Origin of the sequence: Rhodopseudomonas palustris (genome assembly GCF_007005445.1) — a bacterium.
Classification (GTDB): domain Bacteria; phylum Pseudomonadota; class Alphaproteobacteria; order Rhizobiales; family Xanthobacteraceae; genus Rhodopseudomonas; species Rhodopseudomonas palustris_G.
Genome location: NZ_CP041387.1, coordinates 3,477,538 through 3,497,067, shown reverse-complemented (window position 1 = coordinate 3,497,067; position 19,530 = coordinate 3,477,538). Strand labels below are relative to the sequence as shown.

Below are 19,530 nucleotides of genomic sequence, written 5' to 3'. Positions count from 1 at the left end.
GTGAGCCGGTGCTGCTGGTCGCCGGCCTCGGCGGATCCGCCGGTTACTGGGGGCCCAATGTGGACGCCTTCGCGGCGCGTCATCAGGTGGTGCTGCACGATCATCGCGGCACCGGTGGCAGCACCCGCTCCGAGATGGAATATTCGGTCGAGCTGCTCGCTGACGACTTGCTGCGGCTGATGGATCGCCTGGATATCGACAAGGCACATCTGGTCGGCCATTCGACCGGCGGCGCGATGGGTATCGTGCTCGGCGCCAAAGCGCCGGAGCGAATTGCCAGCCTGGTCCTGTACGCGACCTGGGCCGAGCTCGACGCGCAGATGGAGAGTTGCCTCAGTCTGCGCCGGCGCATCCTGAGCGGCATGGGCGAAGCGGAGTATCATCGCGCTACGCCGCTTTTCCTGTATCCGCCCTACTACGTGCGCGACCATCGGGCCGAGCTGGACCGCGAGATCGCGGTTGCCGTGGCCGCGACGCCGTCGCGCAGCATCATGGATGCGCGCGCTGCCGGCATCATGGCGTTCGACGGGCTGCGCTATCTGGACAAGATCCGCTGCCCCACGATGGTACTTGTCGCGCAGGACGACATCCTGACGCCGCCCTATTCGTCGGAACTGATTGCCGCGCGCATCGCGGGCGCCGAGCTCATCCAGGTGCCGCGCGGCGGCCACGCCTTCTCCCGCGTCGAGCCGGTTGCCTTCAACAACCTCACGCTCGACTTCCTGGCCGCCCATCCGATCGGAACCTACGCCCATGTCTGACGCCCATATCGTGCTCAACGCCGAGAACGTCGGCATGACCTTCGACGTCGCCAATGCGGCGCCGGTGACTGCGATCGCCAATATCGGATTTCAGGTCCATCGTGGCGAGATCGTCGCCATCGTCGGCCCGTCCGGTTGCGGTAAGACCACCCTGTTCAACATCATCGCCGGGCTGCTGGAACCGACCGGCGGCCGGGTCGAGGTCAACGGCGAGCCGGTCCACAGCGCCACCGGCCATGTCGGCTACATGCTGCAGAAGGATCTGCTGCTGCCCTGGCGTACCGTGATCGATAACGTGATCGTCGGGCTTCAGGTCCGCAACATGCCGCGCAAGAAGGCCGAGGCGATCGCCCACGAGCTGATCGAAAATTACGGCCTCAAGGGTTTCGAGCACAGTTATCCGTCGGAGCTGTCTGGCGGCATGCGCCAGCGGGTGGCGTTCATGCGCACGCTCGCCTTCAGCCCGGACGTGATCCTGCTCGACGAGCCGTTCTCGGCGCTCGACAGCCAGACCCGCCTGGTGCTGCAAAGCGACGTGTTGCGCATTATCCGCGAGCGGCAGTGCAGCGTCGTCCTGGTCACCCACGACGTCGGCGAGGCGATCACCATGGCGGACCGCATCGTCGTCATCACCAGCCGCCCGGGCCGGGTGAAATCGATCCATCCAGTGCACATCGCGCCGGAGCAGCGCCATCCGCTGAAGATCCGCAAGCTGCCGGAATTCACTGCGCTGTACGAGACGATCTGGTCCGAACTCGGCATCGATCTCGCGGCATGACCGGGCAGCAAGGTTCGATGCTGGCCGCGGAGATCGTCGGGCGCCCCGAGCCGGACGCCCCGACCATCGTGCTGTCGGCCGGGCTCGGCGGCGCTGGCGCTTTCTGGCTGCCACAGATCGAAGCGCTGGCGCAGCAGTATCGCGTCGTGTTGTACGATCATCGCGGCACCGGGCGCAATCCGGCGACACTGCCCGACGGCTACAGCATCGGCGACATGGCCGATGAAGTGATCGCGCTGTTGCAGGCGCAGCAGATCGAACGCTGTCACTTCATGGGCCACGCGCTCGGCGGGCTGGTCGGGCTCGAATTCGCTCTGCGCGCGCCGCAGATGCTTGATCGGCTCGTGCTGGTCAACGCCTGGGCCGCGCCCAATCCGCACACCAAGCGCTGCTTCGACGTGCGCCGAGACCTGCTGCGCGGTGTCGGCGTCGAAGCCTATGTTCGGGCGCAGCCGATCTTTCTGTATCCTCCGGCCTGGATGGTCGCGAACGCCGCGCGGGTGGCGGAAGAGGAAGCTCATGGGGTTCGCCACTTCCAGGGTGCCGACAATATCGAGCGGCGGATCGCGGCTTTGCTGGCTTTCGATGTCGCGGCCCGGCTCGACGAGATTCGTCATTCGACGCTGGTGCTGGCGAGCAAGGACGACACGCTGGTACCGTGGACGTGCTCGCAGCATCTCGCCGCCGGCCTGCCATCTGCTGAATTCGTGCTGATGCCGGAAGGCGGCCACGGCGTCACCGTGACCGAGGCGGATGCGTTCAACCGCGCAGTGCTGGATTTCCTAGCGCCGGCCGCCTGAGAACATCGGCGATTCGCCGGGCAGCAGGTTGGAGCGGATGTCGCTGTCGGTGGTGCCGTTGTACTGGGTGTAGCCGGCCGAGAACGACAGGCTGACATTGGAGGTCGGCTTGATCTCGATCCCGGCGTTGACGCTGGTGGCGGCGGTGTTGCTGCTGGCGAAGCCCGGCGAGGTCAGCGCCGTGAACACGTCCGGCTTGTACTTCAGACTGTCGACGCTGCCGAACAGCGTCACCGGCAGGTCGCCGACGCCTTTGAAGCGGTAACCGTATTGCGAGCCCTCTGCGGCGAGCGAGCCGAAATTGCCGAATGCGCCGGCGCCGCCCGGGCTGTTCCAGCCGAAGCCGCCGGTCAACGGCCCGACCGGGGCGCTGTAGCTGCGGGCAACGAAGCCGCTGCGCGGTTCGCCGTTCTCGTCGGTCTCGGCGGTGAACCCAGGGACGTCGCCCCAGCTCAGTGCGCGCCAGCTCTCGGTGGTGCCGCCGCCGAATCCGAACGGCCCACCGGGGATCCAGTAGCGGATCGGCGCCACCTGCGCCGACGCCGAAGCGGCAGCGCCGAGCGACAAGGCGAGAACGAGGCCGCATCGGGCGGCGGCAGAACAGATCCGAGCTTGCTTCATCGGGCGAATTATACGGTCGCGGACGGGGCAGGGCCAGCCGGTGCTGCGGTTCGCCGCAGCACCGGGGTTCCCGAGCCATGATCCCCGGGATGACGGCGGCAGCGTGGCGCTCCGCTCTTTCCGATAGGTTTCATTCCGGCAGGTCGGAGAACCGCGTCAGCCAGACCACCGGCGGAATGCTGGCGGCAACGATGATCAGGGCCGCCAGCGCGCCGTCCTCGAAGCTGCCGCGGCTGGCGTATTGATAGATCGAGGTCGACAGCGTCTCGACGTTCAGCGGCCGCAGCAGCAGCGTCGCCGGCAGCTCTTTCAGACAGTCGACGAACACCAGGATCGCAGCGCCGACCAGCGCCGGGCGCAGCAGCGGCAGGTCGATCTTCCACAGCGTGATCAGACGGCCGGCACCGGCGGCGCGGGCGGAGTCGTCATAGTCGCGCGGAATCCGATCGAATCCGGCCTTGACCAGTCCGGTCGGCACCGCGAGAAAGCGGATCACATAGGCGGCCACCACGGCGCCCCCGGTGCTCATCAGGATCAGGCCCGGCGACGGATAGCCGAACGCACGGAACAGATTGGCGATGGTGCCGTCGATCACCAGCACCGGCGTCAGCAGCCCGAGCGCCAGCACCAGGCCCGGAAGGGCGTAACCGAGCTGGGTGACTGTGACGGCCGCGCGGGTCGTTCGCTCCTCCCGCCAGCGCGCGGCCAGCACCACGATCAGCCCGAGCGCCAGCGCGATCACGGTCGCCAGAGCGGCCAGCGTCACCGTGTGCAGGGCGTCGCGCCACAGCGCAGGGTCGATCCCGATCGACAGGCTGCGGCGCACGCTCTCGCCGAGCAGAAAGCCGGCGGGCAGCACGAAGCCGAACAGCGGCGGCAACAGGCAGGCCGCGGTGGCGAGGCCGCCTTTCGCGCCGTCCAGCCGGGTGCGCGACCGCAGCCGCGGGCTTTCGGCCGACAGTTCGACGCTGGCGTTGCGTCGGCCGATCCGCTCGATCGCGATCAACAGCGCGGCGAAGCCGAGCAGCACCAGCGAGAGCTGCGCGGCGCCGGCGAGGCTGCCGCGATTCAGCCAGGTGGTGAACACCGAGACGGTGAGGGTGCGGACGCCGAGATATTCCGAGGCGCCGATGTCGTTCAGCGTCTCCAGCGCGGCGAGCGCGACGCCGACTGCAAGCGCAGGCCGCGCCATCGGCAGTACCACCCGGCACAGGATGGTGAAGCGGCCGGCGCCGAGCGTTCGCGCGGCTTCGATCGCGTCGGTGCCCTGGGCCTGAAACACCGCGCGGGCCGACAGATACACGTAAGGATACAGCACCAGCGCCAGCAGCAGCATCGCGCCGGGGAGCGAACGCATCTGCGGCAGCCACTGCACCGCCTCGGCCGGGGGCATCAGCGCCGACAGCGCGCGATGCACCAAGCCGAGCGGTTCGAACAGATCGACATAGACGTAGGCCGACAGATAGGTCGGCACCGAAAGCGGCAGCGGCAGCAGCCAGATCAGCGCCGCGCGGCCGGGAAAATCGTGCGACGACACCAGCCAGGCGGTGCCGGTGCCGATCAGCAGCGTCAGGGTGCCGACGCCGGCGATCAAGAGCGCGGTGTCGCCGACGGCGCGCGGCAGCACGTAGGCGATCAGATGCGACCACACCTCGCCTGCAGGCTGCAGTGCGATCAGCACCAGGCTGATCACGGGCGCGGCGACGAGAAGGGCGGTGAGGAGAGCGAGGACGAGGACGACGAGTTCGGTATCGGACGCACTGGGCGCCGTCCTCATGGTGAGGAGGCGCGCAGCGCCGTCTCGAACCATGAGGACGTGATCTTTGGCTCCATCCTTCGAGACGCCCGGCTTCGCCCTCTGGGCTTCGCCGGTCTCCTCAGGATGAGGGAAATCTGCCTGCGGTGGAGGTGTGATGACGTTCAGTTGTCGAACCCGACCTTGTCGACCAGTGTCGCGGCCGCCTTGCGGTTGGCGGCGATCTGGGCGATCGGCAGCGGATCGGGCTTCAGCTTGCCGTAGCCGGCGATCACCGGGTTCAGCGCGACGCCCGGGCGGATCGGGTATTCGTAGTTGGCGTCAGCGTAGATCTGCTGCGCCTTCTCGCCGGCGAGCCATTCGATCAGTTTCACCGCATTGGCCTTGTTCGGCGCGTTCTTGGTCAGCAGCACGCCAGACAGGTTGACGTGGGTGCCGCCGCCTTCGAACGTCGGCAGCACGACGCGGGTGGCGTCGGCCCAGGCCTTCTTGTCGGGGTCCTTCTGCATCAATGCCCAGTAGTAGGTATTGCCGATGCCGAGGTCGCATTTGCCGGCGGCGACGTCGCGCGCGGTCTCGCGGTCGCCGCCCGACGGCTTCTGCGCCAGATTGGCCTTCAGGCCGCGCAGCCATTCCTCCGCCTTGGCCTCGCCGTGCTTGGCCACATAGGCGGCGAACAGCGCGTTGTTGTAGATGTGCTGGCCGGAGCGGATGCAGATCTTGCCCTTCCACTTCGGATCGGCCAGTTCCTCGTAGGTGATCGTTTCCTGCTTGACGCGGTCCTTCGAGGCGTAGATCACCCGGGCCCGCATCGAGATCCCGGCCCAGTGGCCGTTTGGATCGCGGAACTGGGCCGGTACGATCTCGTCGATCACCGCCGAATTGATCGGCTGGCTGATGCCGGCCGCGACCGCATCGTCGATTCGGCCGATGTCGACCGTCAGCAGCACGTCGGCCGGGCTCTCGGCGCCCTCGGCCTTGATCCGCTGCTCCAGGCCGGAACTGGCCGAGATCACATTGACGGCGATCCCGGTGTCCTTGGTGAAGGCGTCGAACAGCGGCTGCACCAGTTTGGTTTCCCGATAGGTGTAGACATTCACCTGCTCGGCGGCTCCGGCGGCAAACGGCACGACAATGGCGGCAAATGCGAGGGCAGCGGCGCGCAAACGGCTCATACGGCAGGCTCCTGACGAAAATCGAGAACGCCTGTCAGTAGCCCAGCCCAAGGGGGCGGTGCAGCGGCTCAATGTCGCGATTAGAGCGATTCCAAATAGAGCTCTCGGGCTGCTACGAGCCCCGGCTGGAAGACCGCGTAGGGCTCCCGCCAACGGGTCAGATCAGATGATGGCCGTTGCCGCCCTGGCAGGCCGGACACTTGCAGTTGTGGAAATTGATCTCGGCGGCGACGTATTCGGTGCCGCAATGAATGCAGGCGATCTGCAGATGCGGACGTCTGTCGGCGCTGCAACTGGCGGTTCGGGCGACCAGATACTGACCGAGCGCATTCTGGTCGCCTTCGGCGACATGATAGTTCGCACTCACGAGCATCCCCCGGATTGTGCATCTGCGAGATAATCTAGCACACAGCCCATAGGGGATTGCAATTCGAATAGCTGCAATCGAATCGCGTATTTCGCAGGCGTAGCGGTGTTCCAATGCCGAGTGTGAATCAAACCTTGCACAAATGGTATTCAAACCATGGCACCGGGATCCGCGATGGCGTGGCTATCGCCGCGCCGCATGTGCGCCGTTGCCGTTCTCGTCGAGCGCACGGCGCAGGCGCCGAATGATCACGCTGCGCGCGCGTTCGTCGGCGGCGGCTTCGACGCTGGCGTTGATATCGAGCAGCAGCTTTGACATCTCGTTGTGCCAGTCGAGCCTGACGACCGACTCCGGCTCGAGCCGCCGGCGATGTTTGCCGTCGAGCACGGTCGGTACCGGTGCGGCGAGTTCGTAGACGTCGTCGAGCAGCGGCTGAATGATCTTCGCTGCCGGCAGTACGCCACTGCCGAGTCGCTCAGCCAGCGCTGCGATCGCTGTTTCTTCGCCGTGGCTGAGAAACAGCCCGCGGTCGATCGGCCGGCGCTCGGTGATCCAGCGTATCAGTTCGCCGGCATCGGCATGTCCGGAGTAATCGTCGATGCGGCGGATCTTGGCTTTGACGCGGACTTCCTCGCCCATGATCCGAACCGCCTTGGCGCCTTCCTCGAGGAAGCGGCCGAGCGTGCCGTTGGCCTGATAACCGACCAGCAGCACGGTGCCGGTCGAGCGGCACAGCCAGCGCTTGAGATGATGGCGGATGCGGCCGGCATCGCACATCCCGCTGGCGGCGATGATAATGTGGAAGCCGTTCAGCTTGGCGATCGATTTGCTCTCTTCCACCGTCTCGGTGAAGCGCAGATGCGGCGAGGCGAGCAGCCGCTCGACATCGACGTCTTCGTCGAGATCGGCGGCGTGGCGGCGGAATACTTCGGTGGCGCGGATTGCCAGCGGCGAATCCAGGAACACTGGTGCGCTCGGGATGCTGCCCTTCTCCATCAGGTCGATCAGGTCGACGATCAGCTCCTGGGTGCGCTCGACCGCGAACGCCGGAATCACCAGCGCGCCGCGCGCCGCGGCGGCGGCGTTGACTTCGGCGGCGAGCCGTTCGTGCCGGAGTTGCGGTGAAGTCGGCTCGCGCGTCCGGTCGCCATAGGTCGACTCGCAGAGCACGTAGTCGAAATGCGCCGGCGCTTCCGGGTCGGGTTGCAGCAGCTTGCCGTCGGGGCCGATGTCGCCGGAGGCGAGCAGCCGCAGCGCCGACGACGAGCGACCCTCGCCGTCGATCTCGATTTCGATCGAGGCCGAGCCGAGCAAGTGGCCGGCGTTCCAGAACCGCGCGCGCACGCCCGGAACAACGGTGATCCAGCTCTGGTAATCGACCGGATAGAACGACGACAGCGTCGCGATTGCGTCGGCCTGGGTGTAGATCGGGCTGACCTCCGGTCGCCCCCGCGCGGCGTTGCGGCGGTTCAGCATCATCACTTCGGACTCCTGGATGCTGCCCGCGTCGGGCAGCATGTAGGAGCACAGATCAATGGTGCCGCGGGTCGCCAGGATCCGCCCTTTGAATCCCTCGCGCACCAGCTTCGGCAGCAGGCCGCAGTGATCGATATGGGCATGCGTCAGCAGCACCGCGTCGATATCGGACGGGCGGAACGGAAACGCGCCGTAGTTCAGTTCCTTCAGCGTCTTCTGGCCCTGGAACAGGCCGCAATCGACCAGGAAGCGCTTGCCCTTGGTCTCGAACAGATAGCAGGAGCCGGTGACGGTGCGCGCGGCGCCGCAGAACCTGATGGTGACGCTCATGCGCGGGTCTCCTTGATCGTCCTGCCGATCTCGGTGTGCAGGGCGTCGACGAACAGTTCGTCGAGCGTAATCGCATTTGTCGGGTGCGGGACGGTGTGGGTGGAGCGGATGCTGCGGATTCCGGCGGAAGCGAAGTCGCGCAGCATTGCCGGTGGAAACAGCGCGTGGGTGATCACCGCGTCGACCGACGTTGCGCCGGCGCCGAGCAGCGCGCGCGTGCAGGCGATCAGCGTGCCGCCGGACGAGACGATGTCGTCGACCAGCAGCGCCGGCCGGCCCGCCACCGCGCTCGCATCAGTGAACGCGATTTCGACCGATCGGTCGCCATGGCGGATTTTCTGCGCCACTGCCGATCGGGTGCCGATCAGTTCGGCGAGCGCATCAACCCATTGTTGCGACTCGGAGTCCGGTCCGACCACCACGGTGTCAGGATCGAGCGTGCCGCGCAGCGCCGCGGCGATCGCCGGCATCGCCGACAATTCATCGGCTGTGATCCCCGGGAAGACGTCGCTGAGCCGCGGCGTGCGATGCAGATGCGGGTCGACGGTGATGACGCGGTCGACCAAGCCAGCCAGCAGCCGGCCCATCGCTCTCTGGCTGATCGCATCGCCGGGGCGGAACGCGACGTCCTGGCGCATGTAGCAGAGATACGGCGCCAGCAGCACCAGCCGGTTGCAGCCTTCGCGGCGCAGCGCTTCGGCGGCGAACAGGATGGTCACCAGCTTATCGTTGGGCTGGTCGAGCGGCAGATACAGGATGGTGGTCGCCGCCACCGGGCCGACATTGACGGCGAACTCGCCGTCGGGAAAACGGTGCTGCCTGATCAGATGCGCCGGCACGCCGAGCCGCGCTGCGAGCCGGATCGCGTCGTCGGCCGCCGAGGCCAGATAGTGCAGCGCGGCGCTCACGACACCAGGTCCACGTCTGCCGGGGTGTGATGATTGATCGAGAAGCCGGACTCCGCCTGCGCCGCGGCCAGCGCCAGATCGAATTCGGCGCTGTCGGACGCATACACCCGGTACAGTGGCTCGCCTTTTTCGACGCGGTCGCCGATCTTCTTGAACAGGTCGATTCCGGCACCCTTGGCCACCGGGGCGCCGGCGGTGCGGGCGAGGCGGTTGATGCGCAGGCAGTCGATCCCGTTGACCACGCCATCGGCGGAAGCCAGCACGTCGGCGGCGTGCGCGCCGAGGTCGACACGGCAGGGCGACGGCCCCTGCGCGTCGATGATCTGCTGCATCTTCTTCAGCGCAGCGCCGCTGTCGAGCAGCTCTTTGGCGCGGGCATAGCCGGCGCCTCCGCGCAACTTCGGATCATACTCCAAAAGATGCGCCGCGAGCCGCAGCGACTTCTCGCGCAAGTCCGCGGGCGCGTCCGGCTCGTTGCCCAGAACCGCCATCACGTCGCGGGCTTCCAGCACCGGCCCGATGCCGCGGCCGATCGGCTGGCGACCGTCGGTGGTGACCACCTCGACGCCGATGCCGAAATGATCGCCGACGAATTCGAACAGCTTGCGCAGCCGCATCGCCTCGTTGGCGTTCGCCACCTTCGCCGACGGGCCGACCGGGAAGTCGATCAGCAGCCGGGTCGAGCCGGCGGCGAGCTTCTTCGACATGATCGAGGCGACCATCTGCTCGGGTGTATCGAGACTCAGCGGACGTTCGACCGAGATCAGGATGTCGTCGGCGGGCGACAGGTTGACGTGGCCGCCCCACACCAGGCAGCCGCCGCAGGCGTGCACCACTTGTTTCATCTGCTCGACGTCGAGATCGACCCGCGCCAGCAGCTCCATGGTGTCGGCGGTGCCGGCCGGGGAGGTGATGGCGCGCGACGAGGTCTTAGGAATCATCAGCCCGTGCGCAGCGACGATCGGCACCACCACCATGGTGGTGCGGTTGCCGGGAATGCCGCCGATGCAGTGCTTGTCGACGACGATCGGGGTGTCCCATACCAGCTTGGTGCCGACCGAGGCCATCGCGCCGACCAGCGCCAGCAATTCGTCGGTCGAGGTGAACCGTGCGGCGCTGATCAGGAACGCGGCGATCTCCATGTCGGAGTAGCGGAAGTGCGCCAGGTCATCGACGATCGCGGTGATCTCCGTGGCCGACAGCGTGTGGCCCTGGATCTTGGCGCGGACCGCATCCAGGCTGGCCGGTGAGCGCGCCGGCGTCACCGACACCGCGGTGCCGACCGGCTCGTTGAAGCGGCGGAACGCCGGCTCGGACAGGCCGAGTTCGTCGGGGCCGATCAGCGCATCGTCGTCGGTGATCATCAGCGTCGCCAGCAGCACTTTGTCGCCGATCCGCAACTCGACGCGGCTGAAGCCGCGGAACACGTCGGGACGCAACGCATGGGAGCGGCGGGAGATCACCGCGACATTCTCGCGGCCGGTGTCGAGGCTGATCCGCCGGATGGTCAGCGGCGGGCGGGTGAGATCGGGAGCATTCAAGATCGCGCAACTCCGCGCAGCGGCCGGGCGGCCAGTCAGGAGCGCGTGTCGAGGCGCCTGCGGGGCGCGACACGCGATGCGCAAGGCTAGAAGCTCGTGCCTCCGGTCCGTTTGATGCGTGTCAATGTGGTGCGCGGCCTTGGGCCGCGCTCAGATGCCCACCGACGCCATGGCACGGCCCAACTGTTCGCGCAGCCATGCCAGCGGCGCATCCGGTTCGCGCACAAGGCGGAAACCGAGGTGGATTGGCGGTAGCCCGGCCGAGCAGCCGCCGGCCTTGGCGTCGCGGATGAAATCGGACACGTAGGCGCGGTGCCGGCCTTCGGCGACCCGCACCCCGCAATTGGCGGTCCGGGCCTGCGCCCGGCCATCGGCGTCGATCGCGGTGCGGTCGAAGCAGGTCGTGGTCCATTCCCAGACGTTACCGGCCAGATCGAGCAGGCCGCGTTCGTTGGCGCCGAAGCCGCCGAAGCTGCGCAGGCTGGTCGACAGATCGCCGCGATCGGATTCGCGCTCGTAGCGCGCGATCCAGCGCACCGCAGGATCTTCGGTTTCCGCCGCCAGCCCGTCGTCCCTGAACCGGCTGCCGGCCGCAAACGCCCACTCGGCATCGGTCGGCAGCCGGTAGTGTGCGCCTGTCTTGCGCGACAGCCAATCGGCATAGGTCGTCGCATCCTGCCACGACACCTGCACGGCGGGCCGATCGGCGCGGATCGCGGTGCCGGCGGGCACCGGATGGCAGGCGCGATCATCGACGCAGAGTTGGTAGTCGGCCGCGCTGACCTGATGCAGCATGATCGACAGCGGCCGGTCGAACCGCAGGTCGACATGCGGCGCTTCGATCTGGCGGCCGTCGCGGGTGAATTCGCCCGCAAGCCGGTAGCGCATCACGCCCGGCGCGACGTCGACCACCGCCTGCCGGCCGTCGAGCCCCGCATCGCCCTGACCGATCACCAGCGGCGTCACAGCCAAAGGCGTGGCGAACCCGACGAGGGCGGCGAGGGCGATCTTGGCTTTGAAGGCGAGCAGCATGGCGGTGGACCGGATCGTTTCGATCGAATCGAAAGCCGCTCTCCGTCATTGCGAGCCGAAGGCGAAGCAATCCAAAGCCCGCAACGTGGCGCTTCGGGATTGCTTCGTCGGCTTCGCCTCCTCGCAATGACGAAGGCGAGTTAGTTGGTCGGGCCGCCCGGGATCGGGCCGGGGGCGCTGACCTGCTTCATCAGGTCGTCGTTCCACTTGCCGTCGACCTTGAAGTGCGCGGTGGCGCCGAGTTCGACCGCTTCGATCAGGTTGTGGTTGACGTAGGCGTACACGCCCGGCTGCTTGAAGGTGTACAGCGCAGCTCCGGCCGAGCCGCCGCGGATGAACCAGGTTTCCAGATTGGTCTCCGGCGGATTGGCGAACTTGCCGGTCTCCCAGACATAATCGCCGTGGCCGCCGATGATGTGCGGGCGGGTGTCGCGGTTGGCCTGCGAATGCACGATCAACACGGTCTCGCCGACCTTGGCGGTCATCGCGTCCTTGCCGGTCAGCGCGCCCACCTTGCCGTTGAATACCACATGGGTCGGGATCAGCTTGCGCATCACCTCGACCGTGTCGACATAGGACTCGGCCGGTGAGGCGAAGGATTTGTATTTGCCGTGCTCGTCCTTCGGCACGTACATGTCCTGCTCACCGATGTAATAGATGCGGTCGTAGTGCAGCGGCTTGCCGTTCCGATCCTTCAGGCCGTCGCGCGGCAGCACCATCATGGCGCCGTTCATGCCGGAAACGACGTGCCACGGGATCATGTTGCCGCCCGGTGCGCAGTGATACACGAAGGTGCCGGCGCGGTCGGCCTTGAACCGCAGCACCACCTGTTCGCCGGGATTGATCAAGGTCAGCGCGCCGCCGCCGAGCGCGCCGGTCGAGGCGTGGAAGTCGATATTGTGTGGCATGGTGTTGGTGGCGGGATTGACCAGCGTCAGCTCGACGTAGTCGCCCTCGTGCACCACCATCAACGGTCCGGGCATCGAGCCGTTGAATGTCATCGCCTGGAATTTGGTGCCGTCCTCGTCGATCACCACTTCCTTTTCCTGGACAACCAGCTTGAACTCGACGACCTTCGGGCCGTCCTTGGTGGCCTGCTGATGCGCGTGCACGAACGGCGGCGCCACCAGCTCGATCTTCTGGCGCGGCAGTTTGGAGATTTCGTCCTCGGCGGCGAACGCCACGTTCGGCACGGTGCTGAGCAGCAGAGCGGTCGCGGCGGCGCCCAACAGAGTGTCTCGACGGGTCATCATGGTCATCGTCCTTGCGGCTGATTGATAGTCGGCTGGCGCAACCATGCTCCTGCCGTGCCGCTGCTGTTTGTCCCAGCACAAGCTCGGAGATGAATACCTTTCAACTACGGGGGCACCCGCATCCGTCATTCGTCGGATGCGACAACTACGAGGTGTGGGAACCTCCGAAACGTTGTCGCGCGACAAAGAACGCCGCCGCCCCGGGCCTCAGCATTTCGGGTCAACGGAGACAATAATGTCGATTGACCGCACCTTCGTAGTCGAAGACGTGATGCGCCGATGGCCGGCGACGATCCGGGTATTCCTGGATTTCAAGCTCGCCTGCGTCGGCTGCCCGATCGCGACGTTTCACACGATCGAGGATTCCTGTCATGAGCACGGCATTGCCGAGGTGTCGTTCCTGGCGGCGCTGCGCGAGGCTGTGGCGAAGTCTCAGGAGGTCTTGCCGTCGGGCGCCTGATCGGCCAGCACCACGAGCTGATGCGGCTCGCGCAGGACGATCTTCTGCCGGCCGCTTTCGATCAGGCCCTTCTGCTCCCAGCCCGACAGCAGCCGGCTGACGGTGTGCAGCGTGGTGCCGGTCATCTGCGCGATATCCTGACGGCTGATCGGGAAATCGATCTGCACCCCGTTCTCGACCTTGCGGCCGCTCTGCTTGGCGAGCCGCAGCAGCGCATGCGCGACCCGCTGTTCGACCTGCTGGGTCGACATCTCCACCACCCGGGAATGCGTCTCCTGCAGCCGGCCGCCGACGGTGCGCAGCGTGTTGGTGGCGAGCGCCGGATACTGCTCGACCAGCCGCGGCCAGGCCGCGGTCGGCCAGGCCAGCACGATCGAATCGTCGACTGCGGTGGCAGTCGCCGGATAGCGGTTGAGCCCGATCGCCATCGCGACGCCCAGCGTCTCCCCGGGCGCGACGTAGCGCACCACGATCTGCTCGCCGGCCGGCGTCACCTTGCTGGCGCGGACGTGGCCGTGCAGCAGCACGAAGAACGAATGGGCGTCCTCGCCCTGCTCGAACACATGGCCGTTCTTGGGAACCCGGATCGACCGCGCCTCAAGCAGCACGGCGTCGAGCTCCGCCGGGCTCAGCCCCGCAAACAGCGGCAGTTTCGCAACCAGGGAAGTGTCGATCGTCGCCATCGAGGCTCTCGCGCCAGGGTTCGGTCCGCGCCAGCTAAATCGCGATTGCAGGCGGGGAGCAAGGGGTAAGCCCAGGGAGAGATCTACGCGACAAGCGGAATATCGGTCAGCGGAAAGTCGTTGCCCTTGCACAGCAAGGGGGCATTCAGAGCTTTGGCCAGCGCGTAGGCGAAGCAATCTCCGTAGTTGAGAGCTGCTTTGTGGCCGGTCCCTTTCCCGAACCGCAAATGCGCCGAACGCGCGTATCCGGTCTGCTCGGTGGTCACGGGCTCGATCCGGATGCCGGCCGCCGCGATAAAGTCATCAAGCCATCGTTCGGCTTTGGCCGGCTGAACGTCCTTTAGTCCACGGAGAACGATCGCAATCTCCAGCAAATTGCCTGAGGATAGGACCGGTTGATCGTCGGAGGCGATCAGCCGCGCGAACTGGGCTGCCTCCTGCTCCTCGCGAAAGATCGCAATGATCGCCGACGTGTCGATGACGATCACGTGGGCAATCCATTCTCATCGTAGCCGAGAATCTCGTCTGGAGTTCGCCCGGTGTCAGGCAACGCGGCGTAACGGCCCCCGATCTTCAGCAGTCGTTGCGCGATCTGGTCGGTTTGCCGGCGACGATGCTCGCGTGCGAGCTGTTCGCGCAGCGCATTGGTCACCGCCGCAGTGAGGCTCTCCCCGGTCATGCGGGCCAGCTCTGTCGCTAACTGATGAGCTTCGTCGTTCTTGATGTTGAGATGCATGCGATCTCCGATTGGTAGAGAAATAGCATTTGTCTACCGCATCCTGTAATTTGGTCTCGCGGGAGGCGCTTGACAAGGGGGGTGTCCAAGGGACAATATTCCTAGTGTCGCATCCCGCGTCGAAACGCGTTCCGCGACGGTTCTCTCCGGCGATCCGGCGAGGACGGTCGCGGCCACTGATACCAAGGTCGCGCCTTTCGGCGCTCCGCCTCCCTCGGCCTGTTGGACGCCGGGAGGGCCCCCGGGCCGGTCTCTCACGCAATCACTTGCGTGGTAACGCCTACTCATGCCCGGAGCTCAGGCTTCGAGCGCGAGGCCAGATCCGCTCACACCGCCGCAGGTGCGTGGGCGAACACCACTTCGATCAGCGTGCCGGATTGCGGCGCGCTCTTGATGTGGAAGGTGGCGCGGTTGGCTTCGACCAGCGCCTTGGTCAGCGACAGGCTGACGCCGGCCGCTTCGGTGCGGTCACTCGGCGCCGGGGTGCGGAACGGTTGCAGCGCGGCTGCGAGTTCGTCGTCGTTGAGGCGGCTGCCGGTGTCGCGGATGCGGAGCATCACCTCGCCGACGTCGCTGAGCGCGGTCGAGACGATCACCTGGCCGCCGGCATTGGCCAGATGAATCGAGGTACCGATCAGGTTCATGATGATCTGGCGCAGCGCCTGGGCATCGGCCACGACCGCCGGCAGCAGATGCGCCAGCGAGGTACGGATGATGATGCGTTCGCGGTTGGCCCGCGGCTGCATCACTGCGACGCTCTGTTCGACCAGCTCGTTGAGATTGACGCTGGCGAAGGCGAGGTCGAGCTTGCCGGTCTCGATCCGCGACAGGTCGAGCAGGTCGTCGACGATGCCGATGACGCGTTCGCCCGAAGCGCGGATGTCTTTCATGTAGTCGACGTAACGCTCGTTGCCGAGCGGGCCGAACCGCTCCTCGATCATCACTTCGGCAAAGCCGATGATGGCGTTGAGCGGGGCGCGGATCTCGTGGCTGAGCCGCGCCAGCACGTCTGCCTTGGCGCCGGCGGCCCGTTCGGCGAGCCGCTTGGCCTGGCTCAGTTCGGTTTCGGTACGCTGCACCTGCGACAGGTCGCGGAATACGGCGAAGAAATTCGGCCCGTCGGCACGGGTCCGGCCGATCGTCATGGTGAGCGGAAACAGCCCGCCTTCGCGCACCTGGCCGAGCGCTTCGAGGCCGTGGTCGAGCACGCTCTGGGCGCGGCCCCTCTTGATGCTGTCCAAGTAATCGAGTACGGCGGCGCGGCTTTCCGGCGCGAACAGCTCGATCAGATTGTGCGCGACCAGCGCGTCGCCGTCGTAGCCGAACAGCGCTTCCGCGCTGCGGTTGGCGGCGCTGATCTGGCCGGCCTCGTCGAACATCAGTACGCCTTCGGCGGTGGTGTCGAGAATCGCGCCGAGCTCCTCGGCATTCGCGGCACCGACTGCCGAGGGCGCATCCTCGATCGCAGTCGTCGGCGCGAACGGCAATTCGGCCACGGCGGTTGGTGCGGTGGCGGCCGAGCAGATCAACGCCAGCGCCTGATCGCCGTCCCAGGCGATCGTGAACAGCCGCGCTTCTGTCGGCGCCGCGTCGCCGCCTTGCGCGGCGGTGATGGTAATCGGCGTGCCGGTCTCCGAACTGCTACTGGAATCGCCGACGCCGGAGTCGACATACAGCGCATCGAGGCCTCCGGCCTCTTCGAGCGCGGCGACGCTCGGAAAGCCCATCCGCGCCAGGAATGCGGAGTTTGCATAGAGCAGCCGGTCGAGCCGATAGATCAGCACGCCGACCGGCATCAGATCGAGCAGCAGGCGATCGCGCGCGCCGGCGCCGCTCGCCGGTGAAGACGTCGGCGCAACCCGGTCGGCGCTCGGGGCGTCGGGTACTTGGCTCGGCGCCATCTCTGGCTCAAGCGCGGTCTCGTCGTCGACGATGGACGGCGCTTCGGAAGTCGGCGGCGTCTCGCTTGCGAGCCGGGCTGCCAATTGCTGCGCCAGTTCGTGGAAGGCGCTGTTCTCGCCCGGGGTCAGCGACGGCGCGCGCGTGTCGTTGGCGGGCCGGAACGGCAGGACGTTTTTCGGGGTATCCACAGGCGTGTCCAAAGGGTTCAGGAGCGGGTCCAGAGCAGGGGCCTGATCTGACGCGTCGTCGTGCGAAGTGCGATCGGCCGACAGCGGCTGCGGCCGTGGCGACGGTTCGTGGGGAGCATGCCGGCGCAGTGCAGCGAGCTGATCGAGCGCAGCGAGATCGCGGCAGACGCCGAAGCCGCGATAGCCGGCGAAAGCGCCGCCCTGATCCTGCACGGGCAGGCCGGACATTTCGATCGGCAGCCGCAGCGCGGTGCCGTCGGCCGGCCATTGCAAGGTGATGCCGCTCCAGGTGTGACGGGTCGCGAGCGCTGCGGTGACGCGGTGGTCGGGATCAAGTCCGAGTCGGACGGCGGCCTCGCTCCAGCGTTCGCCGAGATTGGCGGCGGTATGCGGTCCGATCAGGCGGAGGAATTCGTCCGACGCGATCGCCAGCCGGCCGTCACGGTCGATCTGCCAGACGAACCGCAGCGGATGCCGTCGCGGCGCGGGCGGTTCTGGCATCGTGTCGACGGCTGATGGAGCTTCGGTTGCCGACGGCTCAGCAGCGGCCGGCTCGGGTGCTGCGGATTGTTCGGTGGCCGGCCGGTGTTCGTTCTCGGCCGCCTGCGGTGATGCCGGCTCGTCGGCAACGGCCTCGATGTAAGGTGAGGGCTCACCGATCGGACCGGGTGCGACAGGCTCATCGGTCGGAACCACCTCGGCGGCGGGCTCTTCGACAGGATCAGCCGGCTGCGATTGCGGTGCGTTCGTGTCGACCTCGTCCACCTGCGGTTCGGGCGGGGCGGGCCGCACTTCGACAGCGGGGGCGACGTCGCCAAGCAGCGTGAATTCGGCAGGCGCTTCGCTGAGGATCGCGAACGTCTCGTAGTCGGGCTCAGCCGATGCCGCCTCGGTTTTGGCCGGCTGCTGATCCGTTGCGGGCGCTGGAATGATCTCCGACTCCACGGACTGCTGCGATTCGCCGGACTCGTCTTTTGCTTCCGTCACAACCACCGTCAGTCGTGAAGCTTCTTCGGTTGCCTGCGGAGCTTCGACAGTCGGCTCGGACTGGGGGGGCGGCTCGACCGGCGTCTCAGCCGCAGCCGGGTGTTCGGTCTCCTGCTGTGGATATGAATCAGTCTGATGCTGCGGCTCTGGAGACTTGCCTTTTGGTTGCGGAGCAGGCTCGGTCGCCGTGCCCGGCGCCAGCAGCGCGATCAGTCCGACATCGGCGCCGCTGCCCACCCGTTGCAACACCAGATGGCCGAGCCCGATCGGGGTCTCGGCCCGGCCGAGCCGCAGCGCGTCGGCGCGGGCCTGGTCGAGTCCTGCCTCGCCCAGGTTGCGGAAGCCGAGCAGGGTTCGCGCGGCGGCGCTGGAGCCGACGAACAGACCATCGCTGGCGAACGCAGCGATCGGGGTGTCGACCCCCTCGACCAGGCCGCGCAGCCGGTCGATCAGCGGCATCGGACGGCCGATCGATTCGGTCGCCGCGACCAGGACGCCGGCGCTGCCGTCGGCGAAGCCGAGTCGGGTGCAGGCGCAGGTCACCAGGGCGCCGAGCGGGGCGCCGAAGCCGCGCAGCCGCTCCAGCCGGGTGGCGCCGTTCGGCGGGAGCTTGACGGCGAGCTGGGCGACCTGACGGCGGTGCGGATCGGCCGGCCGGAAACTGCGGCCGGCGAGCTCCGAGGCATTGGCGGCGCCGAACAGCCGGGCCGCGACCGGGTTCGCCCACAGTACCCGGCTGCCGTCGATCGACCACAGCCACGCCGGCAGCGTCCGGGTCGCGTGCACCGCGAGCCGGGGATCGTCGACCCCTCGCAATTGAAAGTCCCAGTTGCTCATCGCTACTCGTAACGCCGCGGTTCGGCTGCGGTGCGCCTGTGGCCGGATAGGGTGCGGGGCCTGTGAACCTTAACAATTCATTATCGCCAGCGGCCGTCGTTAGGTCCACGATCGAGACCGGCCTATCCCGTCTTAAGCGCGAATAACCTTAATTCGGCCGCTGCCCCGGGACCTGGAAAGCCTCGACGGCGTTGGAAGGTTGCAAAACCAGGACGATCGGTCACGATGCGCTAGTCGACATCCGCCGGTCACACCGGCGATGCGATTGGTCGCTAAGGTCCCGGATGCCGGCAGCGGTTGCAGTCGGGCATCGGCGTAACAGGCGGAAGGAGCTGACGATGGATCAGGAGCAGCGTGACCGGTTCGAGATTCCCCAGGAAATGCGCTCGATGGCAGAGGCCGGGTTCGATCAGGCCCGCAAGGCGTTCGAGCACATGCTGACCAGCGCCCAGCAGACCGCCGCCACCATCGAGGATCGCGGGGCCGCCGCCCGGGCCAACGCCAAGGAGATCACCGGCCGCGCCGTCGGTTTTGCCGAGCGCAACGTTCACGCTGCGCTGGACTACGCCCAGCAGCTCGTCCACGCCAAGGATCTCGGCGAGGTGATGCGGCTGCACACCGAATATGTCCAGGCGCAGATGAAGGCGTTCGCCGAACAGGCCAGCGAATTCGGTCAGGTCGTCACCAAAGCGGCGCAGGACGTCGCCAAGCCGAAGAACTAGATCCGGGGCCCTTCACCAGAATCTCGCGAATTTCAGCCGGGGCCCCAGCCTAACCCTTAGTGCTGCGGCAGATGCAGAATGCGGCAGTGCAATGCAATTTTATGTTGCATTGCACAATTTTTGTGATATCTTGTGGCAATTGGATGACCTTGGTCGTCCCCCTGGCTCGGCGTCCAGCCTGAAGACTGCGCAGGCCGCTCGCGCGGGTCACTTCGAT

Annotated in this window: 18 protein-coding genes; 5 read left to right on the top strand and 13 right to left on the bottom strand. The window is 66.7% G+C overall.

Annotated elements, in window-relative coordinates:
* Positions 1–8 precede the first annotated feature (8 nt).
* Genes FLL57_RS15970 through rutD form a run of 3 tightly spaced genes read left to right on the top strand, consistent with a single transcriptional unit; the run spans position 9 to position 2,339 of the window.
* Complete coding sequence (locus FLL57_RS15970) at positions 9–761, top strand: alpha/beta fold hydrolase (RefSeq protein ID WP_185966151.1); 753 nt, start codon at positions 9–11, stop codon at positions 759–761.
* Positions 754–1,539 (top strand): ABC transporter ATP-binding protein, encoded by a 786-nt coding sequence (locus FLL57_RS15965; RefSeq protein WP_013504015.1) that lies wholly within the window; start codon positions 754–756, stop codon positions 1,537–1,539. The genes FLL57_RS15970 and FLL57_RS15965 overlap by 8 nt, the downstream gene beginning before the upstream one ends.
* Before the next feature lie 17 nt (positions 1,540–1,556).
* Positions 1,557–2,339 (top strand): pyrimidine utilization protein D, encoded by a 783-nt coding sequence (gene rutD, locus FLL57_RS15960; RefSeq protein ID WP_142884234.1) that lies wholly within the window; start codon positions 1,557–1,559, stop codon positions 2,337–2,339.
* Here rutD and FLL57_RS15955 read toward each other — a convergent pair.
* The 9 genes from FLL57_RS15955 to nirK form a co-directional block, all read right to left on the bottom strand.
* On the bottom strand, positions 2,322–2,960 hold the full coding sequence (locus tag FLL57_RS15955; RefSeq protein WP_013504013.1) for a hypothetical protein: 639 nt from the start codon (positions 2,958–2,960) through the stop codon (positions 2,322–2,324). The two genes, rutD and FLL57_RS15955, sit on opposite strands and share 18 nt — an antisense overlap.
* A gap of 130 nt (positions 2,961–3,090) precedes the next feature.
* The gene (locus tag FLL57_RS15950; RefSeq protein ID WP_142883391.1) at positions 3,091–4,737 is read right to left on the bottom strand and encodes an ABC transporter permease; all 1,647 of its coding nucleotides are present in this window, start codon (positions 4,735–4,737) and stop codon (positions 3,091–3,093) included.
* A gap of 143 nt (positions 4,738–4,880) precedes the next feature.
* Positions 4,881–5,891 (bottom strand): Fe(3+) ABC transporter substrate-binding protein, encoded by a 1,011-nt coding sequence (locus FLL57_RS15945; RefSeq protein WP_013504011.1) that lies wholly within the window; start codon positions 5,889–5,891, stop codon positions 4,881–4,883.
* A gap of 157 nt (positions 5,892–6,048) precedes the next feature.
* Complete coding sequence (locus FLL57_RS15940) at positions 6,049–6,264, bottom strand: hypothetical protein (protein WP_047308076.1); 216 nt, start codon at positions 6,262–6,264, stop codon at positions 6,049–6,051.
* A gap of 177 nt (positions 6,265–6,441) precedes the next feature.
* On the bottom strand, positions 6,442–8,064 hold the full coding sequence (locus FLL57_RS15935; protein ID WP_142883390.1) for an MBL fold metallo-hydrolase: 1,623 nt from the start codon (positions 8,062–8,064) through the stop codon (positions 6,442–6,444).
* A complete protein-coding gene (locus FLL57_RS15930) occupies positions 8,061–8,972 on the bottom strand; it encodes a ribose-phosphate pyrophosphokinase (RefSeq protein ID WP_142883389.1) in 912 nt (303 codons plus the stop codon). The genes FLL57_RS15935 and FLL57_RS15930 overlap by 4 nt, the downstream gene beginning before the upstream one ends.
* Positions 8,969–10,513 carry a thymidine phosphorylase family protein gene (locus FLL57_RS15925; RefSeq protein ID WP_142883388.1) on the bottom strand — a complete coding sequence of 515 codons (1,545 nt, stop codon included), beginning with the start codon at positions 10,511–10,513 and terminating at the stop codon, positions 8,969–8,971. The genes FLL57_RS15930 and FLL57_RS15925 overlap by 4 nt, the downstream gene beginning before the upstream one ends.
* 150 nt (positions 10,514–10,663) lie before the next feature.
* Positions 10,664–11,545, bottom strand: a complete 882-nt coding sequence (locus tag FLL57_RS15920) for an SUMF1/EgtB/PvdO family nonheme iron enzyme (RefSeq protein ID WP_142883387.1) — start codon at positions 11,543–11,545, stop codon at positions 10,664–10,666.
* Between the two features lie 140 nt (positions 11,546–11,685).
* A complete protein-coding gene (gene nirK / locus FLL57_RS15915) occupies positions 11,686–12,798 on the bottom strand; it encodes a copper-containing nitrite reductase (RefSeq protein WP_142883386.1) in 1,113 nt (370 codons plus the stop codon).
* Positions 12,799–13,033: 235 nt separating this feature from the next.
* On the opposite strand from nirK, the gene FLL57_RS15910 reads away from it, so the two are divergent.
* Positions 13,034–13,258: a DUF1858 domain-containing protein gene (locus FLL57_RS15910; protein WP_142883385.1), complete on the top strand. Its 225-nt coding sequence runs from the start codon at positions 13,034–13,036 to the stop codon at positions 13,256–13,258.
* Here the strand turns inward: FLL57_RS15910 and FLL57_RS15905 are convergent.
* The 4 genes from FLL57_RS15905 to FLL57_RS15890 form a co-directional block, all read right to left on the bottom strand.
* Positions 13,231–13,941: a Crp/Fnr family transcriptional regulator gene (locus tag FLL57_RS15905; protein WP_013504003.1), complete on the bottom strand. Its 711-nt coding sequence runs from the start codon at positions 13,939–13,941 to the stop codon at positions 13,231–13,233. The genes FLL57_RS15910 and FLL57_RS15905 overlap by 28 nt on opposite strands.
* Positions 13,942–14,024: 83 nt before the next feature.
* Positions 14,025–14,429 carry a type II toxin-antitoxin system VapC family toxin gene (locus FLL57_RS15900; RefSeq protein ID WP_142883384.1) on the bottom strand — a complete coding sequence of 135 codons (405 nt, stop codon included), beginning with the start codon at positions 14,427–14,429 and terminating at the stop codon, positions 14,025–14,027.
* Positions 14,426–14,677, bottom strand: coding sequence for a type II toxin-antitoxin system VapB family antitoxin (locus FLL57_RS15895; protein WP_011159676.1), 252 nt, complete (start codon positions 14,675–14,677; stop codon positions 14,426–14,428). The genes FLL57_RS15900 and FLL57_RS15895 overlap by 4 nt, the downstream gene beginning before the upstream one ends.
* 326 nt (positions 14,678–15,003) lie before the next feature.
* The gene (locus FLL57_RS15890) at positions 15,004–18,591 is read right to left on the bottom strand and encodes a PAS domain-containing protein (protein WP_142883383.1); all 3,588 of its coding nucleotides are present in this window, start codon (positions 18,589–18,591) and stop codon (positions 15,004–15,006) included.
* 338 nt (positions 18,592–18,929) lie between these two features.
* On the opposite strand from FLL57_RS15890, the gene FLL57_RS15885 reads away from it, so the two are divergent.
* A complete protein-coding gene (locus FLL57_RS15885; RefSeq protein WP_013504000.1) occupies positions 18,930–19,313 on the top strand; it encodes a phasin in 384 nt (127 codons plus the stop codon).
* Positions 19,314–19,530: the final 217 nt, after the last annotated feature.

Coding starts and splice junctions, on each gene's coding strand:
- FLL57_RS15965 (WP_013504015.1), top strand. CDS start 754: ATGTCTGACGCCCATATCGTGCTCAACGCCGAGAACGTCGGCATGACC.
- rutD (WP_142884234.1), top strand. CDS start 1,557: ATGCTGGCCGCGGAGATCGTCGGGCGCCCCGAGCCGGACGCCCCGACC.
- FLL57_RS15955 (WP_013504013.1), bottom strand. CDS start 2,960: ATGAAGCAAGCTCGGATCTGTTCTGCCGCCGCCCGATGCGGCCTCGTT.
- FLL57_RS15950 (WP_142883391.1), bottom strand. CDS start 4,737: ATGAGGACGGCGCCCAGTGCGTCCGATACCGAACTCGTCGTCCTCGTC.
- FLL57_RS15945 (WP_013504011.1), bottom strand. CDS start 5,891: ATGAGCCGTTTGCGCGCCGCTGCCCTCGCATTTGCCGCCATTGTCGTG.
- FLL57_RS15940 (WP_047308076.1), bottom strand. CDS start 6,264: ATGCTCGTGAGTGCGAACTATCATGTCGCCGAAGGCGACCAGAATGCG.
- FLL57_RS15935 (WP_142883390.1), bottom strand. CDS start 8,064: ATGAGCGTCACCATCAGGTTCTGCGGCGCCGCGCGCACCGTCACCGGC.
- FLL57_RS15920 (WP_142883387.1), bottom strand. CDS start 11,545: ATGCTGCTCGCCTTCAAAGCCAAGATCGCCCTCGCCGCCCTCGTCGGG.
- nirK (WP_142883386.1), bottom strand. CDS start 12,798: ATGATGACCCGTCGAGACACTCTGTTGGGCGCCGCCGCGACCGCTCTG.
- FLL57_RS15910 (WP_142883385.1), top strand. CDS start 13,034: ATGTCGATTGACCGCACCTTCGTAGTCGAAGACGTGATGCGCCGATGG.
- FLL57_RS15905 (WP_013504003.1), bottom strand. CDS start 13,941: ATGGCGACGATCGACACTTCCCTGGTTGCGAAACTGCCGCTGTTTGCG.
- FLL57_RS15895 (WP_011159676.1), bottom strand. CDS start 14,677: ATGCATCTCAACATCAAGAACGACGAAGCTCATCAGTTAGCGACAGAG.
- FLL57_RS15890 (WP_142883383.1), bottom strand. CDS start 18,591: ATGAGCAACTGGGACTTTCAATTGCGAGGGGTCGACGATCCCCGGCTC.
- FLL57_RS15885 (WP_013504000.1), top strand. CDS start 18,930: ATGGATCAGGAGCAGCGTGACCGGTTCGAGATTCCCCAGGAAATGCGC.